Origin of the sequence: Limnohabitans sp. 103DPR2 (assembly GCF_001412575.1) — a bacterium.
In the GTDB taxonomy this organism is placed as follows: Bacteria; Pseudomonadota; Gammaproteobacteria; order Burkholderiales; family Burkholderiaceae_C; genus Limnohabitans_A.
Window position 1 is genome coordinate 822,903 of the sequence record NZ_CP011834.1, and the last position, 20,993, is coordinate 843,895.

The 20,993-nt window shown below is 54.8% G+C and carries 22 protein-coding genes; 13 read left to right on the forward strand and 9 right to left on the reverse strand.

Annotated elements, in window-relative coordinates; all coding sequences use genetic code 11:
• Positions 1-37 precede the first annotated feature (37 nt).
• The 3 genes from L103DPR2_RS04015 to aspS are packed head-to-tail and all read left to right on the forward strand — an operon-like array spanning position 38 to position 2,909.
• Complete coding sequence (locus L103DPR2_RS04015) at positions 38-367, forward strand: FmdB family zinc ribbon protein (RefSeq protein ID WP_055359864.1); 330 nt, start codon at positions 38-40, stop codon at positions 365-367.
• Between the two features lie 10 nt (positions 368-377).
• Positions 378-1,064 (forward strand): DUF502 domain-containing protein, encoded by a 687-nt coding sequence (locus tag L103DPR2_RS04020; RefSeq protein ID WP_197274906.1) that lies wholly within the window; start codon positions 378-380, stop codon positions 1,062-1,064.
• 45 nt (positions 1,065-1,109) lie between these two features.
• Positions 1,110-2,909 (forward strand): aspartate--tRNA ligase, encoded by a 1,800-nt coding sequence (gene aspS, locus L103DPR2_RS04025; protein WP_055359865.1) that lies wholly within the window; start codon positions 1,110-1,112, stop codon positions 2,907-2,909.
• 72 nt (positions 2,910-2,981) lie between these two features.
• Here aspS and L103DPR2_RS04030 read toward each other — a convergent pair whose 3' ends face one another.
• Positions 2,982-4,187, reverse strand: a complete 1,206-nt coding sequence (locus L103DPR2_RS04030) for a 50S ribosomal protein L11 methyltransferase (protein ID WP_082466705.1) — start codon at positions 4,185-4,187, stop codon at positions 2,982-2,984.
• A 79-nt stretch (positions 4,188-4,266) separates the two neighbouring features.
• On the opposite strand from L103DPR2_RS04030, the gene nudB reads away from it, so the two are divergent.
• The 6 genes from nudB (at position 4,267) to L103DPR2_RS04060 (ending at position 8,824) form a co-directional block, all read left to right on the forward strand.
• Positions 4,267-4,734 (forward strand): dihydroneopterin triphosphate diphosphatase, encoded by a 468-nt coding sequence (gene nudB / locus L103DPR2_RS04035; protein ID WP_055359866.1) that lies wholly within the window; start codon positions 4,267-4,269, stop codon positions 4,732-4,734.
• 2 nt (positions 4,735-4,736) lie between these two features.
• Complete coding sequence (locus L103DPR2_RS04040; protein ID WP_055359867.1) at positions 4,737-5,513, forward strand: endonuclease/exonuclease/phosphatase family protein; 777 nt, start codon at positions 4,737-4,739, stop codon at positions 5,511-5,513.
• Complete coding sequence (gene clsB, locus L103DPR2_RS04045; RefSeq protein WP_055359868.1) at positions 5,510-6,739, forward strand: cardiolipin synthase ClsB; 1,230 nt, start codon at positions 5,510-5,512, stop codon at positions 6,737-6,739. Before L103DPR2_RS04040 ends, clsB begins: the two co-directional genes overlap by 4 nt.
• 93 nt (positions 6,740-6,832) lie before the next feature.
• Entirely contained in the window at positions 6,833-7,546 is a 714-nt protein-coding gene (gene folE / locus L103DPR2_RS04050; protein WP_055359869.1) for a GTP cyclohydrolase I, read from the forward strand.
• 2 nt (positions 7,547-7,548) lie between these two features.
• Positions 7,549-7,971: a BLUF domain-containing protein gene (locus L103DPR2_RS04055; protein ID WP_055359870.1), complete on the forward strand. Its 423-nt coding sequence runs from the start codon at positions 7,549-7,551 to the stop codon at positions 7,969-7,971.
• Entirely contained in the window at positions 7,958-8,824 is an 867-nt protein-coding gene (locus tag L103DPR2_RS04060) for a DUF429 domain-containing protein (RefSeq protein ID WP_231717678.1), read from the forward strand. Before L103DPR2_RS04055 ends, L103DPR2_RS04060 begins: the two co-directional genes overlap by 14 nt.
• Before the next feature lie 2 nt (positions 8,825-8,826).
• Here L103DPR2_RS04060 and L103DPR2_RS04065 read toward each other — a convergent pair whose 3' ends face one another.
• The 4 genes from L103DPR2_RS04065 to gpmA all read right to left on the reverse strand — a co-directional run bounded on the left by L103DPR2_RS04065 (position 8,827) and on the right by gpmA (position 13,577).
• Positions 8,827-10,488, reverse strand: a complete 1,662-nt coding sequence (locus L103DPR2_RS04065) for a SulP family inorganic anion transporter (RefSeq protein WP_055359871.1) — start codon at positions 10,486-10,488, stop codon at positions 8,827-8,829.
• 48 nt (positions 10,489-10,536) lie between these two features.
• The gene (locus L103DPR2_RS04070) at positions 10,537-11,292 is read right to left on the reverse strand and encodes a HesA/MoeB/ThiF family protein (protein ID WP_055359872.1); all 756 of its coding nucleotides are present in this window, start codon (positions 11,290-11,292) and stop codon (positions 10,537-10,539) included.
• Between the two features lie 6 nt (positions 11,293-11,298).
• A complete protein-coding gene (locus L103DPR2_RS04075) occupies positions 11,299-12,747 on the reverse strand; it encodes a S41 family peptidase (protein WP_055361834.1) in 1,449 nt (482 codons plus the stop codon).
• An 86-nt stretch (positions 12,748-12,833) separates the two neighbouring features.
• Positions 12,834-13,577: a 2,3-diphosphoglycerate-dependent phosphoglycerate mutase gene (gene gpmA / locus L103DPR2_RS04080; protein ID WP_055359873.1), complete on the reverse strand. Its 744-nt coding sequence runs from the start codon at positions 13,575-13,577 to the stop codon at positions 12,834-12,836.
• Between the two features lie 112 nt (positions 13,578-13,689).
• Here gpmA and L103DPR2_RS04085 point away from each other — a divergent pair, with 112 nt between their 5' ends.
• The 4 genes from L103DPR2_RS04085 (at position 13,690) to L103DPR2_RS04100 (ending at position 16,007) form a co-directional block, all read left to right on the forward strand.
• On the forward strand, positions 13,690-14,097 hold the full coding sequence (locus tag L103DPR2_RS04085) for a rhodanese-like domain-containing protein (RefSeq protein WP_055359874.1): 408 nt from the start codon (positions 13,690-13,692) through the stop codon (positions 14,095-14,097).
• Between the two features lie 20 nt (positions 14,098-14,117).
• Positions 14,118-14,378, forward strand: coding sequence for a glutaredoxin 3 (gene grxC, locus L103DPR2_RS04090; protein ID WP_055359875.1), 261 nt, complete (start codon positions 14,118-14,120; stop codon positions 14,376-14,378).
• 114 nt (positions 14,379-14,492) lie between these two features.
• Positions 14,493-14,954 carry a protein-export chaperone SecB gene (gene secB, locus L103DPR2_RS04095; protein ID WP_055361835.1) on the forward strand — a complete coding sequence of 154 codons (462 nt, stop codon included), beginning with the start codon at positions 14,493-14,495 and terminating at the stop codon, positions 14,952-14,954.
• A gap of 27 nt (positions 14,955-14,981) precedes the next feature.
• On the forward strand, positions 14,982-16,007 hold the full coding sequence (locus L103DPR2_RS04100; protein ID WP_055361836.1) for an NAD(P)H-dependent glycerol-3-phosphate dehydrogenase: 1,026 nt from the start codon (positions 14,982-14,984) through the stop codon (positions 16,005-16,007).
• 28 nt (positions 16,008-16,035) lie between these two features.
• Here L103DPR2_RS04100 and L103DPR2_RS04105 read toward each other — a convergent pair whose 3' ends face one another.
• Genes L103DPR2_RS04105 through metG form a run of 4 tightly spaced genes read right to left on the reverse strand, consistent with a single transcriptional unit; the run spans position 16,036 to position 20,952 of the window.
• Positions 16,036-16,890, reverse strand: a complete 855-nt coding sequence (locus L103DPR2_RS04105; RefSeq protein ID WP_055359876.1) for a segregation and condensation protein A — start codon at positions 16,888-16,890, stop codon at positions 16,036-16,038.
• Positions 16,891-16,895: 5 nt separating this feature from the next.
• Positions 16,896-17,099, reverse strand: coding sequence for a DUF3460 family protein (locus tag L103DPR2_RS04110; protein ID WP_108256435.1), 204 nt, complete (start codon positions 17,097-17,099; stop codon positions 16,896-16,898).
• Between the two features lie 55 nt (positions 17,100-17,154).
• On the reverse strand, positions 17,155-18,825 hold the full coding sequence (locus tag L103DPR2_RS04115) for a SulP family inorganic anion transporter (protein ID WP_055359878.1): 1,671 nt from the start codon (positions 18,823-18,825) through the stop codon (positions 17,155-17,157).
• A gap of 42 nt (positions 18,826-18,867) precedes the next feature.
• The gene (metG, locus tag L103DPR2_RS04120) at positions 18,868-20,952 is read right to left on the reverse strand and encodes a methionine--tRNA ligase (protein ID WP_055359879.1); all 2,085 of its coding nucleotides are present in this window, start codon (positions 20,950-20,952) and stop codon (positions 18,868-18,870) included.
• Between the last annotated feature and the right edge of the window lie 41 nt (positions 20,953-20,993).

A 20,993-nucleotide genomic window follows, 5' to 3' on the forward strand; every position in this document is an offset into this window, starting at 1 on the left:
TTGAGGGTTTTGTGAATTCCACGCGAGAACCTTCAACATGCCCATCTACGCTTACAAGTGTGATTCCTGTGGCCATGCCAAGGATGTATTGCAAAAAATGTCAGACGACCCTCTGACAAAATGCCCTTCCTGTGGCGCGCCCACTTTCAATAAACAGCTCACTGCCGCTGGTTTTCAGCTCAAAGGCAATGGCTGGTATGCCACCGACTTTAAAGGCGGCTCTTCTGGCACGTCTGCGCCTGCTGTGGCGGGCGCAGGAGCCGGTGCTGCCTCAACATCTTCCGATGCAGGCGGTTCGACGCCCTCTGCCGAACCGAGTGCTTCGGCTGCGCCAGCGGCTTGCGGTGCTTCTTGTGCCTGTCACTGAGACCTGCTGAATGAACTTGAAACTCCGCCATTACTTCCTGACCGGCATGCTGGTTTGGCTGCCCATGGGTGTCACCGTGTGGCTGCTGACTTGGCTGGTGGGCACCATGGACGGTATTTTCTTGGCCGTTCTAGGAGCCTTGGACGCGATCATTCCTGGCATGCATTCGTTGGCCGACTCCTTGCGGCACGTGCCAGGTTTGGGTGTGGCCTTGGTGGCACTGGTTATTTTCGGCACGGGCGTCTTCGTGGCCAATATTTTTGGTCAATGGTGGTTGCGTCAATGGTCCAAAGTGATCACCCGCATTCCAGTGGTCAACAGCATTTACTCCAGCGTCAAACAAGTGGCCGACACTTTGTTTTCTGGCAGTGGCAACGCTTTTTCCAAAGCGCTGTTGGTGCAGTACCCTCATCAGGGCTCTTGGACCATCGCCTTTTTAACGGGTGCGCCGGGTGGCCAAGTGGCACGTCACTTGCCTGGCGATTGCGTCAGTGTGTATGTGCCCACCACGCCCAACCCTACGTCGGGCTTCTTTTTGATGATGCCGCGAAGCAGTGTGGTTGAGCTCGACATGAGTGTCGACGATGCGCTCAAGTACATCATCTCGATGGGTGTCGTGGTGCCGGGTGGCCCAGACGCTTTGCCCGTGAAGTCAGTTGCCGACAACACTCAGCCTGCTTCTTCAAATTCTCTGTAAGTGGGTTCAGACCCGCTTCAATTTTTCAACTGAAAGATCCTCTCCATGTCTATGCGTTCACACTACTGCGGTCTTGTCACCGAAGCCCTGATGGGCCAAACCGTCACTTTGTGCGGTTGGGTCAATCGCCGTCGTGACCACGGTGGCGTGATCTTCGTCGACGTGCGTGACCGTGAAGGTTATGTGCAAGTGGTGTGCGACCCCGATCGCGCCGACATGTTCAAAACCGCTGAAGGCTTGCGCAACGAGTTTTGCATTCAGATCAAAGGCTTGGTCCGTGCCCGTCCCGAAGGCACCACCAACGACAACCTCAAAAGCGGCAAGATCGAAATCTTGTGCCACGAACTGACGGTGCTCAACCCCTCGGTCACGCCGCCTTTCTTGTTGGACGACGACAACCTGTCTGAAACCACTCGCCTCACGCACCGCGTGCTGGACCTACGCCGTCCCTACATGCAAAACAACCTGATGCTGCGTTACAAAGTGGCCATGGAAGTGCGCAAGTTCTTGGACGAGAACGGCTTCATCGACATTGAAACCCCCATGCTGACCAAGAGCACGCCCGAAGGCGCGCGCGATTACTTGGTGCCAAGCCGTGTGCACGATGGTCAGTTCTTTGCGTTGCCCCAATCGCCTCAGTTGTTCAAGCAATTGTTGATGGTGGCCGGCTACGACCGTTACTACCAAATCACCAAGTGCTTCCGCGATGAAGACTTGCGCGCCGACCGTCAGCCCGAATTCACGCAGATTGATATTGAAACGTCCTTCTTGGGCGAGCAAGAAATCCGTGACATGTTCCAGGGCATGATCAGCAGCGTGTTCAAGAAAGTTTTGAACATCGACCTGGGCACCTTCCCTGTGATGGCTTACTCAGAAGCCATGCACCGCTTCGGCTCAGACAAGCCCGACTTGCGCGTCAAGTTGGAGTTCACAGAATTGACCGACATCATGGGTGATGTGGACTTCAAAGTGTTCAGCACACCTGCCACAACGCCTGGTGGTCGTGTGGTGGCCTTACGCGTACCCGGTGGTTCTGACATCAGCCGCGGCGAGATCGATGGTTACACCGAATTCGTCAAAATTTACGGCGCCAAAGGTTTGGCCTGGATCAAGGTCAACGAAGTGGCCAAAGGCCGCGACGGTTTGCAAAGCCCTATCGTGAAGAACTTGCACGATGCCGCCATTGCCGAAATTCTGAAACGCACCAACGCACAAGACGGCGACATCTTGTTCTTCGGTGCCGACAAAGCCAAAGTGGTCAACGATTCAATCGGTGCTTTGCGCCTCAAAATTGGCCACAGCGAATTCGCCAAAAAATCGGGTCTGTTTGAAGACCGTTGGGCACCGATGTGGGTGGTTGATTTCCCCATGTTCGAATACGACGACGAGTCACAGCGTTACACCGCCGTGCACCACCCCTTCACAGCGCCCAAAGACGGCCACGAAGACTGGATGGTCACGGCACCCGAGAAGTGCATTGCCAAAGGCTATGACATGGTCTTGAACGGCTGGGAAATTGGCGGTGGCTCTGTGCGTATTCACCGCGCCGATGTCCAGCAAAAAGTGTTTGATGCTTTGAAGATCACACCCGAAGAAGCCCAACTCAAGTTTGGTTTCTTGCTGGACGCTTTGCAATACGGCGCACCACCTCACGGCGGCTTGGCCTTTGGTTTGGACCGTATCATCACCTTGATGACCGGTGCCGAGTCCATTCGTGACGTGATTGCTTTCCCGAAAACACAACGTGCTCAGTGCTTGCTGACGCAAGCGCCAAGCCCTGTGGACGAAAAACAATTGCGCGAATTGCACATTCGTGTGCGCAACCCCGAAGCCGTCAAGGCTTAAAGCAAAAAGGCCGCATCAGCGGCCTTTTTTCATGAGGGCATGATGACCTCGTTCTGCTTGAAAGTGGTCAGATTACTTGGCAGCCAGGCGCCACAAAGAAGTGAGCTCTGCAGCACGAGCGGCATGCAAAGGATCGCTTTCGTCTTGAACTTTCTTGTGCTCGGCTTTGGTGTCGAGTTTGCCAATCACCTTCAAGCCGCCCTCTGCAATCCACGCTTCGAGTTCTGCGCGAGTTCGCAAACCCAAATGCTCCGCCAAGTCTGACAAGATCAACCAGCCTTCGCCCTTGGGTGCAAGGTGCGCGGCCAGTCCTGCCAAGAAACCTTTCAGCATGGTGCTGTTTTCATCGTAGATGGCCCGTTCAATGGGGGCGCTGGCACGTGCGGGCAACCAAGGGGGGTTGCAGACGATCAGGGGTGCTTTGCCATCTGGAAAGAGGTTGGCTTGAACCAATTCAACTTTGTCTTTCAGGCCCAAGCGCTGGATGTTGTCTTTGGCACAAGACAAGGCACGCGGATCGAGATCGGTGCCCACCACGCGTTTGACGCCTCGCTTGGCCAAAACGGCAGACAGCACGCCTGTGCCCGTGCCAATGTCAAATGCCAATTCGGTACTGGGCAAAGGCGCGTCGGCCACCAACTGAATGTACTCGCCGCGCACGGGTGAGAAAACGCCATAGCTGGGGTGAATGCGGTTGTGGGGCGCGCTGCCCAGGGCAGAAATTTCCATGCCCTTTTGATGCCATTCATGCGCACCCACCAGTCCGAGCAATTCACGCAAAGAAGTGACGCAGCCTGTGGTGCCTGCGGGGCCCCAAGCTTCCTTCATGGCTTCGCGCCAATCGGGCGCACGGCGCAGGCTGATCTGTCGGTCTGGATTGACTTGAATCAAGATCATGCTCAAGGTGCGCGCGCGCTGTGATTGGGCTTGGCGGTGCAAATGGAAATTCTCTTGAGGGGTGTGCGTTACCTCAGGATAGGTTTTGGATGCTCGGCGCACTTTTTTAGGCGCATCACAACGGCGCGCCAAAGCTTGCAGCAACAAGCGGGCGTTCTGGAAGTCACCTCGCCACAGCATGCCAGTTCCGGCACAGGCCAAGCGGTAGGCGCTGTCGGCACTGAGGGTGTCATCGGCCAAGACGACCCGTTTGGGGACGGGTGCGCCGCGTTCGCTGCGCCATTCATCCTGACAGTCGTGGCCATTTTCTTGCCAAGTCAGTTGGGTGGCAGAAGCGCTCAAGGCCACTGGAGAGGAGGGGGTTGTTTCTGAACGGTGCATGGGGTGATCATAGGCGTTTCATCAAGCTGTCTGTGAAAGTGCAGCTTGAACCTGAAAGTTCATGCAGAATGTTCATGCAATGAGTGCCAGTTCCTACAAAATTCCTGAGTCGGTCTTGGTGGTGATTTACACCGCCCAAGCTGAAGTCTTGCTGATTCGCCGCGCCGATGCGGGCACTTGGCAATCGGTGACAGGCAGCAAAGATGCTGTCCATGAAACTTGGGAAGAAACGGCACGCCGTGAGGTGATGGAAGAAACAGGCTTAGACGCTTTGAACCCCCATTTGAAATTGACCGATTGGGGACTAGAAAACACCTATGAAATTTACCCGGCTTGGCGATGGCGTTATGCGCCCCATGTCACGCATAACCGAGAGCGTGTGTTTGGCTTGGCCTTGCCCCACAGGCTGCCAGTTCAACTCAGCCCAACAGAACACACCGAGCACCAATGGCATGCTTGGCGTGATGCCGCAGACCTTTGCTTCTCGCCGTCAAATGCCGAAGCCATTTTGATGTTGCCACACTGGATGGCACAGGATGGCGCTTAACCATGCCAACTGAAAAGCCAGCCTTTTTGAAAGTGGCCACCTACAACATCCACAAGGGTGTACAAGGTTTGGGGCCAGCGCGACGTTTGGAAATCCACAACTTGGGTTTGGCCATTGAGCAGTTGGATGCGGACATCGTGTGCCTGCAAGAGGTCAGAAAAGTCCATCGCCGAGAAGAGAAATACTTCAAGCATTGGCCGGAGTTGCCACAAGCAGAATTTTTAGCGCCACCTGGTTATGAGGCGGTCTATCGAACCAATGCGGTCACTCGTCATGGGGAACACGGCAACGCTTTGTTGTCGCGCTGGCCAGTCGTCTCGCATCGGCATGAAGACATCTCAGACCATCGCTTTGAGCAGAGGGGTTTGTTGCATGTGGAGGTTCAGGTGGGGGATGCAAGAGCGGCACACAGCAGTCCCACTGCGCCCATCTCTGTCCATGTCATCGTGGTGCATCTAGGCTTGATTCCGGCCAGCCGTGTGCGCCAAGTCGCGCAATTGCACAAGTACATTGCACGTGAAGTGCCTGAAGATGCCCCCTTGTTGGTGGCGGGCGATTTCAACGATTGGGGTACCCGCATCACACGCATGATGCAGCGCGAAAGCTTGCACGAATGGCCAACCGATGCGAAGCCCACTTACCCCTCTCGCTTGCCCATGGCGCAACTCGATCACGTCTACGCCAGAGGCTTAACGCCAGTGAGTCAAATGGTCCCGCAGGGCAAAATTTGGCAACGCATGTCTGACCATTTGCCCTTGGTCGCAAAGTTTGAACGATGAAAAACCGTCCCCCTTTGCACGATGGCCATCAAATCAAGTTATTGAAGGGTGGCGCAGAGTTTTTTCCAGAGCTGATTCGGGCCATTGATGCTGCCCGTTCGCACATTCACCTCGAAACTTATATTTTTGACTTTCACGCAGCGGGTGCGCTGGTGGCTGCAGCCTTGGAGAGGGCTGGCCGAAGAGGGTTGAGGGTGTGGGTGGTGGTGGACGGTGTGGGGACGCCTCGTTTGAGCGAAGAGTGGCGAGCTCGATTCGATGAATCTGGTGTGGTGTGGCGTGTTTACTCCCCGCTTGGGACCTTGGGCCTTTTGATCCCCAGTCGATGGCGACGCTTGCATCGCAAACTGTGTGTCATCGATGGTCACTTGGCTTTCTGTGGCGGCATCAATGTCTTGGACGATTGGCATGACCCTTATTACGGGGCTTTGAAATCACCTCGTTTGGATTTTGCCGTTTGCGCCACAGGTGCGCTGGTGCAGCAAGTGCAAGAGACCACGACGCAACTGTGGTGGCGCATGCAAGCCGTTCGCCATGTGCGACAACAAAACTTTCCGGAGGCATTCAGCTCATTCAGGGCCGCTGGTGTGCATCTGCCATGGTTACAAGATGCCCAAGCGGCGCAAGGTCAGAGTTGGGTGGCGCGAGCTGGCTTGCTGCTGCGAGACAACGTGTTGCATCGCAGTCAAATTGAAAAGGCCTATCGGCGTGCCATTGGCATGGCGCGCCACGACATTGTGATGGCCAATGCCTATTTCTTGCCGGGCCGCAAATTGCGCCAAGCGCTGATTCACGCGGCTCAAAGGGGTGTTCGGGTACAACTCTTGTTGCAAGGGCGGTACGAGTACTTCATGCAATACCACGCTGTCCGACCGGTTTACCGTCAATTGATGGCCGCAGGGGTTGAGATTTACGAATACACCGAGAGTTTTTTGCACGCCAAAGTGGCCGTCATCGATGCGCATCATGCCCATCCTTGGGCCACCGTGGGTTCTTCCAACCTCGACCCCTTTAGCTTGTTGTTAGCCCGCGAAGCCAATGTGGTGGTGGTCGATGGGTTTTTTGCCAAGCAATTGCACGAAGCTTTGAGCCAAGCCATTGAGACGGGCAGTCAACGGGTCGTCGCAGAGGCGTTGCTGACGCGCTCAAAGCTTCAGCGCGGCATGGACTGGGTGGCCTTTGGCTTGATGCGTTTTGCAATTTGGCTGACAGGAAATCGTTACTGAGCACCTCGGCATGCCCTGTTGTTGCCAAGCCCTACACCTTGCAATGGCATCAATCACTGGTAGGATCAGGGTTTGACTTTTCAAAAAACGCTTATGAATGCACCCGTCCATTTAAACGCTGAGGACATTGGTACGCCGGTTTCCGTGAAGATTCGCGAGCGCATCAAGGCTGCGCGCAAACGATTCAATGCCAACGACAACATCGCTGAGTTCATCCAGCCCGGTGAGTTAGATCATTTGCTCGACGAAGTTGCAGGCAAAATGCAAACGGTGTTGGACAGCATGGTGATCGACACTCAAAACGATCACAACACCCAAGACACAGCGCGGCGTGTGGCCAAAATGTATTTGAAGGAAGTCTTCAAAGGCCGCTATGTTGAAGGCCCCGAAGTCACAGAGTTTCCCAATGCCGAGCATTTGAACGAACTCATGATTGTGGGCCCCATCACTGTGCGCAGCGCTTGCAGCCACCACCTGTGCCCTGTCATTGGTCAAATCTGGATTGGCGTCTTGCCGAATGAACACACCAACGTCATTGGCCTGTCCAAGTACGCTCGTTTGGCCGAATGGATCATGGGACGTCCTCAAATTCAAGAAGAAGCTGTGGTTCAGTTGGCTGATTTGATTCAGCGCAAAACACAACCCGATGGTTTGGCTATCGTGATGGAGGCCAGCCACTTTTGCATGGGCTGGCGGGGTGTCAAAGACATGGACAGCAAAATGATCAATTCGGTCATGCGCGGTGTGTTCTTGAAAGACGCCAACTTGCGCCGTGAATTCTTGTCATTGATCCCCAGAAAGGCCTGAACATGTTGGTCCGTTTACTTTACGCCAGTCGTGCGGTGGATGCTCACCCCGATGTCATTGAATCCATTTTGGCGCAGTCTCGACAGTTCAACCCCAGCACTGGCATCACAGGCATTCTGGTTTACGGCGGAGGTATCTTTTTGCAGGCCATCGAAGGTGGTCGTGAAGCCGTCAGTGACCTCTATGGCCACATTCAAAAAGACGCGCGTCACAAAAATGTGGTCTTGCTGCATTACGAAGAAATTTCAGAGCGCCGCTTCAGTGGTTGGACCATGGGCCAAGTCGATGTGGCACGTGTCAACACCAGCATCTTGCTCAAGTACTCCGAGCGTGCAGAGCTCGACCCCTACAGTGTCTCTGGTTCAGTTTCTCTGGCATTGCTGGAAGAACTGATGGCCACGGCTTCCATCATTGGGCGCGCCTGATCTTTCTGCCTTGTGTTTGCTGGGATGCGATTTTTCAAGCAGCCCCAGCAAGCGCAAACCCATCGTGGTGGCATTGGGTGCCGTGCACCGAGGCAGTGTTCAACTGAAGCAATTGCAACAGTTTGAAACCCTCTCATCGTTTCAAGAATTCCTTCAACAACCTGCGCCCGAAGGTCAAGCCTGTGTGGGCGGTTTTGACTTGCCCTTTGGCTTGCCCCGGGAATGGGTAGAAGCCGTGAACTGGCCAAGAACCTGGCCTGAATGCATGGACCGTTTTGCCGCCCATTCGCGCGAGGAATTGCGGCAGTTGTTCAAATCTTTCTGCGATGCCAGGCCGGCAGGGTCGAAGTTTGCGCATCGCAAGACAGATCTACCTGCGGGGTCTAGCCCCTCCATGAAATGGGTCAATCCTCCTGTGGCTTGGATGATGCATGCAGGTGTGCCTTTGCTGCGGCAAGCTGCTTGGACCTTGCCCGGCTTGCAAACAGGGCGGCCCGACTGTGTTGCTTTAGAAGCCTATCCAGGTTTGCTGGCGCGCGAAGTGGTGGGGCACAGAAGTTACAAAAGCGACGACAAACAAAAACAAACGCCTGAACGGTGGGTGGCACGCAAAGACATTTTGCACGCCCTGGACCTGGCGCAAACGCGCTTGGGTCTTCGCTTGAAACTGAGTGCTTCACAGCACGACACTTTGTTGGCCGATGCATCGGGCGACAGCTTGGATGCTGTGCTGTGCATGGTGCAAGCCGCTTGGGCTGCAACGCAACACACTGCGGCTGAAGCTGCCGGGCAACAGGCCAACTATGGCTTGCCCAACTTTGATCCACTCGAAGGCTGGATTGTGAGTGCCTGAATTTAAATGGCCATGCCTGCAATGTCGTCGGGCAAGGCTTGCAAGGCGCGCAATGCGTTGACGGCCTCAGTGTCGGTGCGGTACAACTTTACGCCGTCTTTGCCATCTAACTCGCCTGCCAAACGCAGTGCTTTTTCAACGGGCAGTTTGATGCCGCTGATGTGCAGCTGGATGTGAGCTTGTGTCAATTGCTTGCGCAACTGCTGCATGGTTTCGACGCCCGTGGCATCGATGCGATTGATGGGCTGTGCAAACAAGCACACATGTTGAATGTGCGGCAAATCACGCAATTTTTCAGTGATGTATTTTTCAAAGCTGCTGGCCGCAGCAAAGTCGAGCTCGGCATCCATGCGCAAAGCAAGCACATCGGACGTGATGGCGGGCAGTTGCCAAAGGTGACGATCGCGCAGGCTGCCATCTTCATGCAGGCCCACTTCGATGATGCGTGGATGAAGACGCGTATGCAAAAAGTGGCTCAGGCCCATCAGCACCCCAGCCAATACACCCCAATAAATTCGAGGCGTGCTGAGCAGTGTGATGGCAAAGGTCAGGCCAGCCGTGATGGCTTCAATGCGCGATATGTGCCAGAGCTTCACAAAAGCTTTGGGTTGAATCAAACTCGAGACAGCCAAAATCACAATGGCCGCCAACACCGCTCGCGGCACATGAAACAAGGCGGGTGAAGCAAACACCGCCAAGAGCACAAAGGACGTGGTGCCGATCACGGCCCACCCAGTTTTGGCGCCTGATGCCAAACTGATGGCGGACCTGGAAAACGAGGTACTGGTTGCAAAACTGCCGCAAAGCGCAGAAGTGATTTTGGCCAGTCCTTGTCCAATCAAATCTTGGTTCTCTTGCCACAAGGTGCCGTCTTTTTGATTTTCAGTTTTGGCGCTTGAAGCAGCCTCCAAAAAACTCACCAAGGCGATCAACACCGCAGGCCCCGCCAACATGCCCAGCTCGGTCCAAGTGATCAGAGGCGGTAGCGAAAGTTCGGGCAAGGACGTTGGCAAAGCGCCAATCACTGTGCCACCTTGTTCGGCAAAACCGATGGCATAGCTGATGACCGCAGACGCGGCCACCACCAACATGATGCTGGGCCATTTGGGCAGCCATTTTTTGGCGGCAAAGAGGGAGGCCAGGCTGATCAGTCCAAATGCCAGATCTGACACTTGCACAGAGCCGCCTGCTTGCCAGCCTGTGATGGCGGGCAATTGAGAGGCCATGACCAACAAACCTGCAGCTTGTGTAAATCCCATCATGACGGGCGAGCTGATCAGGTTGAGCAGCCAGCCATAACGCATGATGCCCATCAGCAATTGCAAGGCGCCCGCAATGAGTGCCAACCAAACGGCCAAGTGCACCCAATGTGAACTGGCCGGTTGCGCCATGCCAGCCAGCGACGCACTGATGAGAACGCAGGTGAGGGCGGAGGGGCCAATGGACAAACGGGTTGACCCACCCCACATCACGCCCACCACAGCTGGCAATAAAGCCGCGTAGAGACCGGTGACCAAGGGCATGCCCGCCAACGCGGCGTAGGCCACCGATTGCGGCACCATGAGCAGGGCCACCGAAAAGCCGGCGAGCCACTCTTGTCGAAACAGCTGAGCGCTTAAGCGCGGCCACTTGAGAAAGGGCAACCAAGCTTGGAGAGAATTCATGCGGCAATCATAGAGGCATTTACCTGCCGAGGACCTTCAGGCAAACGCTTAGCGGCGCAAGCTGCTGCACACAGGGCAATGGGCTTGGCGATGTGTTTGAAGGGTTTGCCATTCCATGTGTTGCGCATTGAACATCATCAGTTGTCCGCGCAAACTGCTGCCCATGCCACTCAAAATTTTGAGTGCCTCGGTGGCTTGCAAACTGCCAATCACACCCACCAGTGGCGCCAGCACGCCCATGGTGGCGCATCGAGTTTCTTCAAAATTTTGAGTCGGCGGAAACACACAGGCGTAGCACGGTGACTCGGTGTGCTGTGTGTCGTACACCGCCAATTGGCCATCAAGACGCAAGGCAGCGCCAGAGACCAGGGGTTTGCCATGCGTCACACATGCCAAGTTGATGGCGTGGCGTATTTCAAAATTGTCGGTGCAATCCAGGATCACATCGGCTTGGGGAACCAAGCGGTGCAACAAAGTGGCATCAGCCTTCAAGGCATGTGTGCTGATGTGAACATCGGGATTGATGGCGCTCATGGCGGCACGCAGTGATTCAACTTTGGGTTGGCCCACACGTGCTTGGGTGTGTGCAATTTGGCGCTGCAAATTGGTGACATCCACGTGGTCATGGTCCACCAGGCTGATGCGGCCTACGCCTGCGCTGGCCAAATACAAAGCAACTGGAGAGCCTAAGCCACCCGCACCAATGATGAGTGCATGCGATGCGTTCACTCGCTCCTGCCCTTCAACACCCCATTCGTCCAGCAGAATGTGGCGCGAATAGCGCAGGAGTTGGTCGTCCCTCATGGGCGCTTACTTGTCTTTTTTCTCTTCTTTGCGCGCGGCCAAAGTGGCGCTCACTTTGACGGGCAAACCTTTGAGTTGGTTCAAGGCTTGGTTGAGTTGGAAGTCTTTGTCGGAGCCAAACTCAGGGGGTCGTCTTTCGGACTCTGGTTTTTTGGCTTCTGCTTCCAATTTCTTCAGCGCTTCTTCACGTGCCTTTTGGCGCTCTTCGTTTTTCTTCTCGGCTTCTTGGCCATTGCCCAAATGCTTTTCCAAATCTTCTTCACGTGTACGCAAGGCTGCAAACACATTGCCGTTCTCGGTTTCGTCCAGCATCACGTCGGGCAAGATGCCTTTGGCTTGGATGGAGCGACCACTGGGTGTGTAGTAGCGCGCTGTGGTGAGTTTCAATGCGGTGTCAGGACCCAGTTGGCGCACCGTCTGCACGGAGCCTTTGCCAAATGTTTGGCTGCCCATGACCACAGCGCGTTTGTGATCTTGCAATGCACCGGCCACAATTTCGCTGGCTGAAGCAGAGCCTTCATTGACCAACACCACCAGCGGTACTTTTTTCAACTGACCTTGGGTGTTTTGGGTGAGTCGCTGAATGGGATCGACATCGGCACTGCGGCGCCAAAACTGCGGCGCTGCTTTGTAAACAAACTTGCTTTCTTCCAACTGGCCGTTGGTGGACACCACCGTGGCGTTTTCTGGCAAGAAAGCGGCAGACAAGGCCACTGCTGCATCGAGCAAACCACCGGGGTCGTTGCGCAAATCAAGCACCAAGCCTTTGAGCTTGGGTTCTTGTTTGTACATGTCTTCTAGCTTCTTAGAAAAGTCTTCGACGGTGCGTTCTTGGAATTGAGACACCCGAATCCAACCGTAGCCAGAATCCAAAAGTTTGGCTTTGACCGATTGTGTTTTGATTTCTTCCCGCACGATGGTGACGGTGAAGGTGCGGCTCTCGTCTTTGCGGAAAATGGTCAAGAGCACTTTGGTGTTGGGCTCGCCGCGCATGCGTTTCACCGCATCGTTCATGGACAAGCCTTTGACGAAAGTGTCGTCGATCTTGGTGATCAGGTCGTTGGTTTTGAGGCCAGCCCGGTCTGCGGGAGAACCTTCAATGGGGGACACCACTTTAACCACACCTTCTTCTTGGGTGATCTCAATGCCCACGCCGACGAATCGACCGGATGTGCCTTCGCTGAATTCTTTGAAGCTTTTCTTGTCAAAATATTGAGAGTGGGGGTCGAGACTGGCGACCATGCCCGAGATGGCTTCAGTGATGAGTTTTTTCTCATCCACAGCTTCGACGTAGTCGCTTTTCACCATGCCAAACACGGCAGCCAATTGCTGCAACTCTTCGAGTGGCAAAGGTGCAAACGCGCCTCGTGCCGTGGTTTGCAAGGACACCGTAGTGAGTGCACCTGCCAAGGCGCCCACGCTTAACCAGCCCACTATTTTCAATTTTTGACCCATGTTCATTGACCCAGAGGGTCTCCTTTTGAACCAATATACACCCTGACGCCCAAGTTTGGAGGCATCAGGGATTGTCTTGGTGGTAATTAGGCCTTGCCTTGGCTGGCCACAGCCGCTGCCGCTTTGGCGGCTGCTTCGGCATCACCCAAATAGTATTTTTTGACAGGCTTCAAGTTGGCATCGAGCTCGTACACCAAGGGAATGCCATTGGGGATGTTCAAGTTCACGATGTCGTCGTCTGAAATGTTGTCCAAGTACTTGATCAGTGCTCGAATGGAGTTGCCGTGGGCGGCCACCACCACGCGCTTGCCTGCTTTGATGGCAGGTGCCATGGACTCGGTCCAAAAAGGCACCACACGCGCCACCGTGTCTTTGAGGCATTCGGTCAATGGCACGTCTTGGGCGTTGATCTTGGCGTAACGCAGATCACCACGTTCGCAGCGGGGGTCTTGCGGCTCCAAAGCGGGTGGCGGCGTGTCAAAACTGCGGCGCCAGACCAAAACCTGATCATCGCCATACTTTTTGGCAGTTTCAGCTTTGTTCAAGCCTTGGAGCGCACCGTAGTGACGCTCGTTCAAACGCCAGCTGTTGTGCACAGGCAGCCATTGGCGGTCCATGGCATCCAAGGTGTGCCACAGCGTGTGAATGGCGCGCTTTAAGACGCTGGTGTAGGCCAAGTCAAACTCATAGCCTTCGGCTTTCAGAAGACGACCAGCGGCTTTGGCTTGCTCAATGCCGGTGGGGGTTAAATCAACATCGGTCCAGCCAGTGAAGCGATTTTCTAAATTCCAAGTGGACTCGCCGTGGCGAATGAGAACGAATTTGTACATGGTGAAAGGTTTAATCAGAGAGGACAATACGGTTTTCCGTTCGCCATTTTAGAATTCGAATCTGGCGTGCGGCCGTGAAATGTGCTGCATGTGAACTTTTTAAGGGTTTTTTGTGAATTTTTTGATTGAAAACTGGATGTTGGTTTCCGTGGCCGCGGCCTCAGCCTTGGCGCTTTTTTGGCCAGCCATTACCAAAGGTGCTGCCGGTGGGGTGGAACCTTCCGAAGCGGTTCTGCTCATGAACCGTGAAAAAGCGGTGGTCATTGATGTCTGCGAGCCTGCCGAATTTGCCCAAGGCCATGTGGTCGGCTCCAAAAACATTCCCTTGGGTCAGCTTGAGCAACAACTGCCCCAGTTGGTCAAAAACAAAAGCCTGCCGGTCATCATGGTCTGCCAAGTGGGTGGCCGTGCCAGCCGCGCTGCGGCCCAAGCCCAGAAGCTGGGCTTTGAACGTGCGCAGGCCTTGTCCGGCGGTTTGAAGTCATGGCGCGAAGCCAACCTGCCTGTTGAAAAAGCCTAACCATCGAATCTGGAGTTGTCATGCCACAAGTGAAGATGTACACAACGGCCGTTTGCCCCTACTGTGTCCGCGCCAAACAAGTCTTGAAGTCCAAAGGCGTCACGGACATTGAGGAAATCAGGATCGACACCCAACCTGAAGCACGTGATCACATGATGAAAATCACGGGTCGCCGCACAGTGCCTCAAATCTTCATCGGTGAGACGCATGTGGGTGGCTGTGATGACCTGATGGCTTTGGATGCCAAAGGCGGCTTGATGCCGTTGCTGCAAGCCAGCTGATCTTTGCAGGGGGGCTTTTGCGCCCCCTGCCATCGGTGATAATCTGACCTGAACCCGCGGTTGGGGCTTGTTCAAGCGGCCGCAGGGATGATCACCCTCAAAGCAAAATTATTTATGTCAGAAGCCAACACCCCCGTGTTCCAAATCCAACGCGTTTACATGAAGGAAGCGTCTTTGGAGCAGCCCAACTCACCCGCCATTTTGTTGGAGCAACAACAACCTGCGGTCGACATTCAATTGGGTGTGGAAGCCAACCAGGCGGCTGAAGGCGTTTACGAAATTTGCGTCACGGCCACCGTGCACACCAAAATTGAAGACAAAACGGTCTTTTTGGTGGAGTGCAAACAAGCAGGCATTTTCGAAATCCGCAATTTGCCTGAAGACCAAATGGGCCCCATCATGGGCATCGCTTGCCCCCAAATCGTGTACCCCTACCTGCGTGGCAATGTGGCCGACATGGTCACTCGCGCTGGCTTCCCGCCTGTGCACTTGGCCGAAATCAACTTCCAAGCCATGTATGAGCAGCAACAAGCTGAAGCTGCGGGCCAAGCGGCGGCTGCACCTCAAGTTCAGTAAATTCATCACCAAGGCCTCAGCTTGAGCCTGAAGATTGCGGTCATCGGGGCAGGTGCTTGGGGCACCGCGCTGGCCATCAGTGCCAGCCGTGAGGGCACAGGGCATCACGTTCAGTTGTGGACGCGTGACCCTGCTGCCGCCAAAGAACTTCAATCCCAAAGAAGCAATCAGCGCTATTTGCCTGGGATTCGTTTTCCTGCGTCATTGCAGTGTGTCAGCGCACCTGTGTCTGAATTGGCCGCCTGGGCTCAGCAGCACGATTTGGTTGTGATTGGCACGCCCATGTCTGCTTTGCGCAGCATGTTGATGACCTTGAAAGATGTGCAGGTGCCCGTGGCTTGGCTTTGCAAAGGCTTTGAAGCGGGCAGCCAAGGTGTTGAATCGGGTGCCATGCCGCATGAGGTGTGTCAGCAAGTCGCTCCCCAACTTCAAGCGGGGGCTTTAAGTGGTCCTAGCTTTGCCTTGGAAGTGGCCACAGCACAGCCAACCGCTTTGGTGGCTGCCAGTGCGCACCCCAAGGTGCGTCAGTTGTTGGTGGATGCGTTTCACAGTGCCAGTTTGCGCGTTTATGCCAACGAGGACATTGTGGGCGTTGAGGTGGGTGGTGCAGTTAAAAACGTATTGGCGATTGCCACAGGTTTGTGCGATGGCTTGAACCTTGGTTTGAATGCCCGCGCCGCGTTGATCACACGTGGCTTGTCTGAAATGACGCGCTTGGGCGTAGCCTTGGGCGCCAAGCCCGAAACCTTCATGGGCTTGTCTGGCTTGGGCGATTTGGTGCTCACTGCCACAGGTGATTTAAGTCGCAATCGCAAAGTGGGTTTGTTGCTGGCGCAAGGCATGGATTTGCAGCAAGCGGTTCAATCTTTGGGTCATGTGGCTGAAGGGGTTTACAGCGCGCGCACTGTGGTCAAGCGCGCAATGGCCTTAGGCGTTGAAATGCCCATTGCTCAAGCGGTTGTGGCCTTGCTCGATGGCCAGTTGAAACCTGCAGAAGCCGTCGCCGCATTGATGGGACGGGGTGCCAAAGGCGAAGCGTCTTTAAGTTCCTGACCCATTCGGGGCAGTGGTTTTGCCAAGCTTATGCAGGTGTGAAGGCCAAGCGCACGTAGATGGGAGCGAATGCTTCGGCTTGCGTGATTTCAATCAAAGTTTCTTTGGCCAGTTCCAGTAGTGCAATGAAGGTGACCACCAACACCGGTGTGCCTTTGCTGGGATCGAACAAGTTTTCAAACTCCACAAACTTGCGGCCTTGAAGGTGCTTCAAGACGATGCTCATGTGCTCGCGCACGCTGAGCTCTTCGCGCGAAATTTTGTGATGCTGAACCAACTTGGCACGCTTCAGAATGTCGCGCCAGGCTTCTTGCAATTCCACCAAATGGACATCGGGGAAGCGGGGTTGCAAACTTTGCTCGATGTATACCTGGGCCTTGAGGAAATCGCGGCCGTATTGCGGCAAATTGCCCAATTGCATGGAGGCCATTTTCATTTGCTCGTACTCGAGCAAACGGCGAACCAATTCGGCACGTGGGTCTTCAGGTTCTTGACCTTCAGCCACTTTCTTGGGTGGCAGCAACATGCGTGATTTGATTTCAATCAGCATGGCCGCCATTAGCAAATATTCAGCGGCCAACTCTAAGTTGTGCTCGCGGATTTCGTCGACATAACTGAGGTACTGGCGCGTAACCGCCGCCATGGGAATGTCGAGGATGTTGAAGTTTTGCTTGCGAATCAAATACAACAACAAGTCCAGAGGACCTTCAAAGGCCTCTAGAAAAACCTCCAAGGCATCCGGTGGGATGTAGAGGTCGTTGGGCATGGAAAACAAAGGCTCGCCATACAGGCGTGCCACGGCCACGTGGTCGATGACCTCGGGCAAGCCCGCGGTGTTGTCAATCGCGGGAAGAACCTCGGGAGATGTGGCCGTGTTTTCCAAAAGTCTCAACCTTTGGTCTGATAGACGTAAGGTTTTTGAGCGACGCGACCTTCGTTGAATTCTTTCAACACATGACGGTCAACTGATGCGTTCCACAACAAAGCGCGGGCTTCTTGTTGGGCGGCATCCAAATGCGGGCGGTCAGCTTTGAGCTGTTCAATGAATTGTGTGGCGTCGGACTGATAGTCTGGACGACGGAAAAAATGCAAGAGCGACATGACAAAGCGCTTTCTGGTTAGAAGTCCGTATTTTAGCGGGCTTGCGCTAGAGGTTTTCTGACGACAAGGCGGTTTCGAGGCCCGTGCCCCAATCGGGCTGGCAGTCCTTGCCGACCAAATCCAGAAGCCCTGTGCGCTTGGCAATGTCCATGGGTTGGTGGTTCAGGCCACAGATCAAGAGTCGAACCTGCCGTTTTTGACAGACCTGCGCCAATGCCATCAAGGCATCAGCGCCTGAAGAATCGATGTAAATGATGTTTTTGAGGTCCAAAATGACCGCTTTTTGCGGTAAGTGGTCTTCGATGGCCTCCACCAGTTTGACCGCACCAAAGAACAAAGCGCCGTAAAACCGATAAGCGCTGATGCGTCCGTCTTGGCCAATCAGGGCTTGGGTGTCCACAGGCGACAGTTGCTCCACCCGGCTGAGGTTGGAAATTCGGTAAATGAAGGTCACGCAAGCCGCAAACAAGCCAAATTCAACCGCCACTGTCAGGTCGACCATCACGGTGAGCAAAAACACAGCCAGCAGGGTGATACGATAGGGCGCACGGAACTGTTTCAAATCAGAAAATGCGTGCCATTCACCCATGTTCCATGCCACAAACATCAAGATGGCGGCCAAGGCAGCCAAGGGCACGTGGTTGGCCAGCGGCGCGGCCACCCACACCACCACCAACAAGGTCAGCGCATGCACCATGCCTGCGACCGGCGAGCGTCCGCCACTTTTCACGTTGGTCACGGTCCGCGCAATGGTGCCTGTGGCTGGCATGCCACCAAAGAAGGGTGTGACAAAGTTGGCCACGCCTTGCGCCATCAGTTCTTGATTGGGGTTGTGCCTGTCGCCAATCAGGCCATCGGCAATGCGTGCGCACAACAATGACTCAATGGCGCCCAACAAGGTGATGGTGAAGATGGGCATGCTCAAGTTCTTCAATGCCTCCAAGCTGAACTCGGGCCACACAAAGCTGGGCAACGCGGAAGGGATACCGCCAAATTTGCTGCCAATGGTTTCCACAGGCAAGCTCAAGCTTTGCGCCACCAAAGTGGCTACGACCAAGGCCACGATGGAGCCTGGGATGACTTGCAATGTGCGGCGCAAGCCACTGGCTTGAGTTTGTGACGGGCGAGCTGCAAAAGTGCGTTGCCACACCACAATCAAAAGGAGAGATCCCAAAGCCAAAGCAAAAGAAGTGGGTTGAAAGCTGGGCAATGCATCGCTCAAAGCGCGCAAGATGCCAAAGAAGTCGGCAGGCATGTTGCTCACTTTGAGACCTAAAAAATCTTTGGCCTGTGACAGCATGATGAGCACAGCAATGCCGTTGGTAAAGCCAATGACCACCGCCACTGGAATGAAGCGAATCAGCGTGCCCAATTTGAGTAAGCCCATGATGAACAAAAGCACGCCCGATGCGGCGGTGGCAATGATCAGATTGGCCAACCCATAGCGTTCCAAGATGCCATACACAATGACGATGAAGGCGCCGGCTGGACCGCCAATTTGGACCTTGCTGCCACCCAATGCAGAAATGATGAAGCCTGCAATGATGGCGGTGAACAAACCCGCTTCGGGTTTGAGGCCAGAGGCAATGGCGAAGGCCATGGCCAAGGGCAAGGCCACCACGCCAACGGTAAGTCCAGCGGCGATGTCAGCGCCCAGCTGCTCGCGCGAGTAAGCCTTTAACGAGTCAACGAGCTTGGGGCGAAAGAAAAAGGCCATGTGTCAGTGTAGCGTTGCAAATGGCCTTTGATGTGACGCCGATCAGTGAATGCGCATGCCAGGTTTTGCACCGGGCCATGGGTTCAACACATAAATGCCGGGTTCGGCTTTTTCATCGGCATGGCTGGCGGCCAGCACCATGCCTTCAGACACACCAAACTTCATTTTGCGCGGCGCCAAATTGGCCACCATCACGGTGAGCTTGCCCACCAAGTCTTCAGGTTTGTAAACGCTGGCAATGCCACTGAACACATTGCGGTGTTTGCCTTCGCCCACATCCAAAGTGAGGCGCAAGAGTTTGGTCGAACCTTCCACTGCTTCGCATTGCACGATCTGCGCGATGCGCAAATCTACTTTGGCGAAGTCATCAATCGAGATGGTGGGCGCAATGGCCTCGCCACCTGGCAGCGGTGCCGCTTCAACCATGGGCTCGGGCGCTTCGAACAAGGCATCGAGCATGGCCACATCCACACGCTGCATCAAATGTTTGTAGTCGTTGATGGCGTGACCTGCACCCAGGGAAGCTTGCACATGGGTGAAGTTCATGGCATCGATGTTCAAGAATTTTTCCACGTTGCTGGCCAATGAAGGCAGCACCGGCTTGAGCATCAGGCTGAGCAATCGGAAAGCTTCAATGCAGGTGGTGCAAACGTCGTGCAGGCGTGCATCCATGCCTTCTTGTTTGGCCAATTCCCAAGGTTTGTTTTGATCGACGTACTCGTTCACGCGATCGGCCAAGAGCATCACTTCGCGCAGGGCTTTGGCGTAGTCACGCTCGTCATAAAGTTTGGCAATAGGGGGCACGCCTTCGTGCAATTGCTTCAGCAAAGCCTGGCCATCAGCCGACACCGTGCCCAACTTGCCGCCCAATCGCTTGGCAATGAAGCCTGCAGCGCGCGATGCGATGTTGATGTACTTGCCCACCAAGTCGGAGTTGACGCGGGCCATGAAGTCTTCGGGGTTGAAATCGACGTCTTCGTTGCGGCCATTGAGTTTGGCGGCAATGTAGTAACGCAACCACTCGGGGTTCATGCCGAGCTTCAAATACTTGAGCGGGTCGAGGCCGGTGCCGCGGCTCTTGCTCATCTTCTCGCCGCTGACGGTTAAGAAGCCGTGCACATAGACCGCATTGGGTGTTTTGCGGCCGCTGAAGTGCAGCATGGCCGGCCAGAACAGCGTATGGAAATACGTGATGTCTTTGCCAATGAAGTGGTACTGCTCGACATTGGGGTTGTTGATGTAGGCGTTGTAGTCCACACCGATCTTGCCCAAATAGTTTTTGAGCGAAGCCAAGTAGCCAATGGGCGCATCGAGCCACACATAAAAATATTTGCCGGGTGCGTCGGGAATTTCAATGCCGAAGTAAGGTGCGTCGCGGCTGATGTCCCAGTCGCCCAGGCCGCCTTGACCCTCTTCGTCTTTGGCAAACCACTCTTTGATTTTGTTCAGCACTTCGGGCTGCAGGCGGCCGGTGTCGTGTGTCCATTTTTCAAGGAACTCAACGCAGCGTGGGTCAGACAATTTGAAGAAGTAGTGCTCCGATTGTTTGAGCACGGGTGTTGCGCCAGACAAAGCGGAGTAGGGGTTCTTGACCTCTGTGGGCGAGTAAACCGCACCGCAAGATTCGCAGCTGTCGCCGTACTGGTCTTTGGCGCCACACTTGGGGCACTCGCCTTTGATGAAGCGGTCGGGCAAGAACATTGACTTTTCAGGGTCAAAGAATTGCTCGATGGTTTTGGTGGCAATCAAGCCAGCGGCTTTGAGGTCGCGGTAAATTTGTTGCGCCAGTTCGTGGTTTTCAGGGCCATCGGTGGAATGCCAATTGTCAAAGGCAATGTGAAAGCCATCCAGATAAGGTTTGCGGCCCGCTGCAATGTTGGCCACAAACTGTTGAGGTGTGATGCCGGCTTTTTCGGCGGCAATCATGATGGGGGCACCGTGCGCATCGTCAGCGCACACGAAATGCACCTCATGGCCTTGCATGCGTTGTGCGCGAACCCAGATGTCGGCCTGGATGTACTCCATGATGTGACCGATGTGGAAATTGCCATTGGCGTAGGGCAATGCGGTCGTGACAAAAATTTGTCGCTGGGCAGCAGTGAGGTTCGAAACAGACGAGGCAGACATGAGGGGTCAATTTGTAGGGGAATCCTTGATTTTATGGGCTT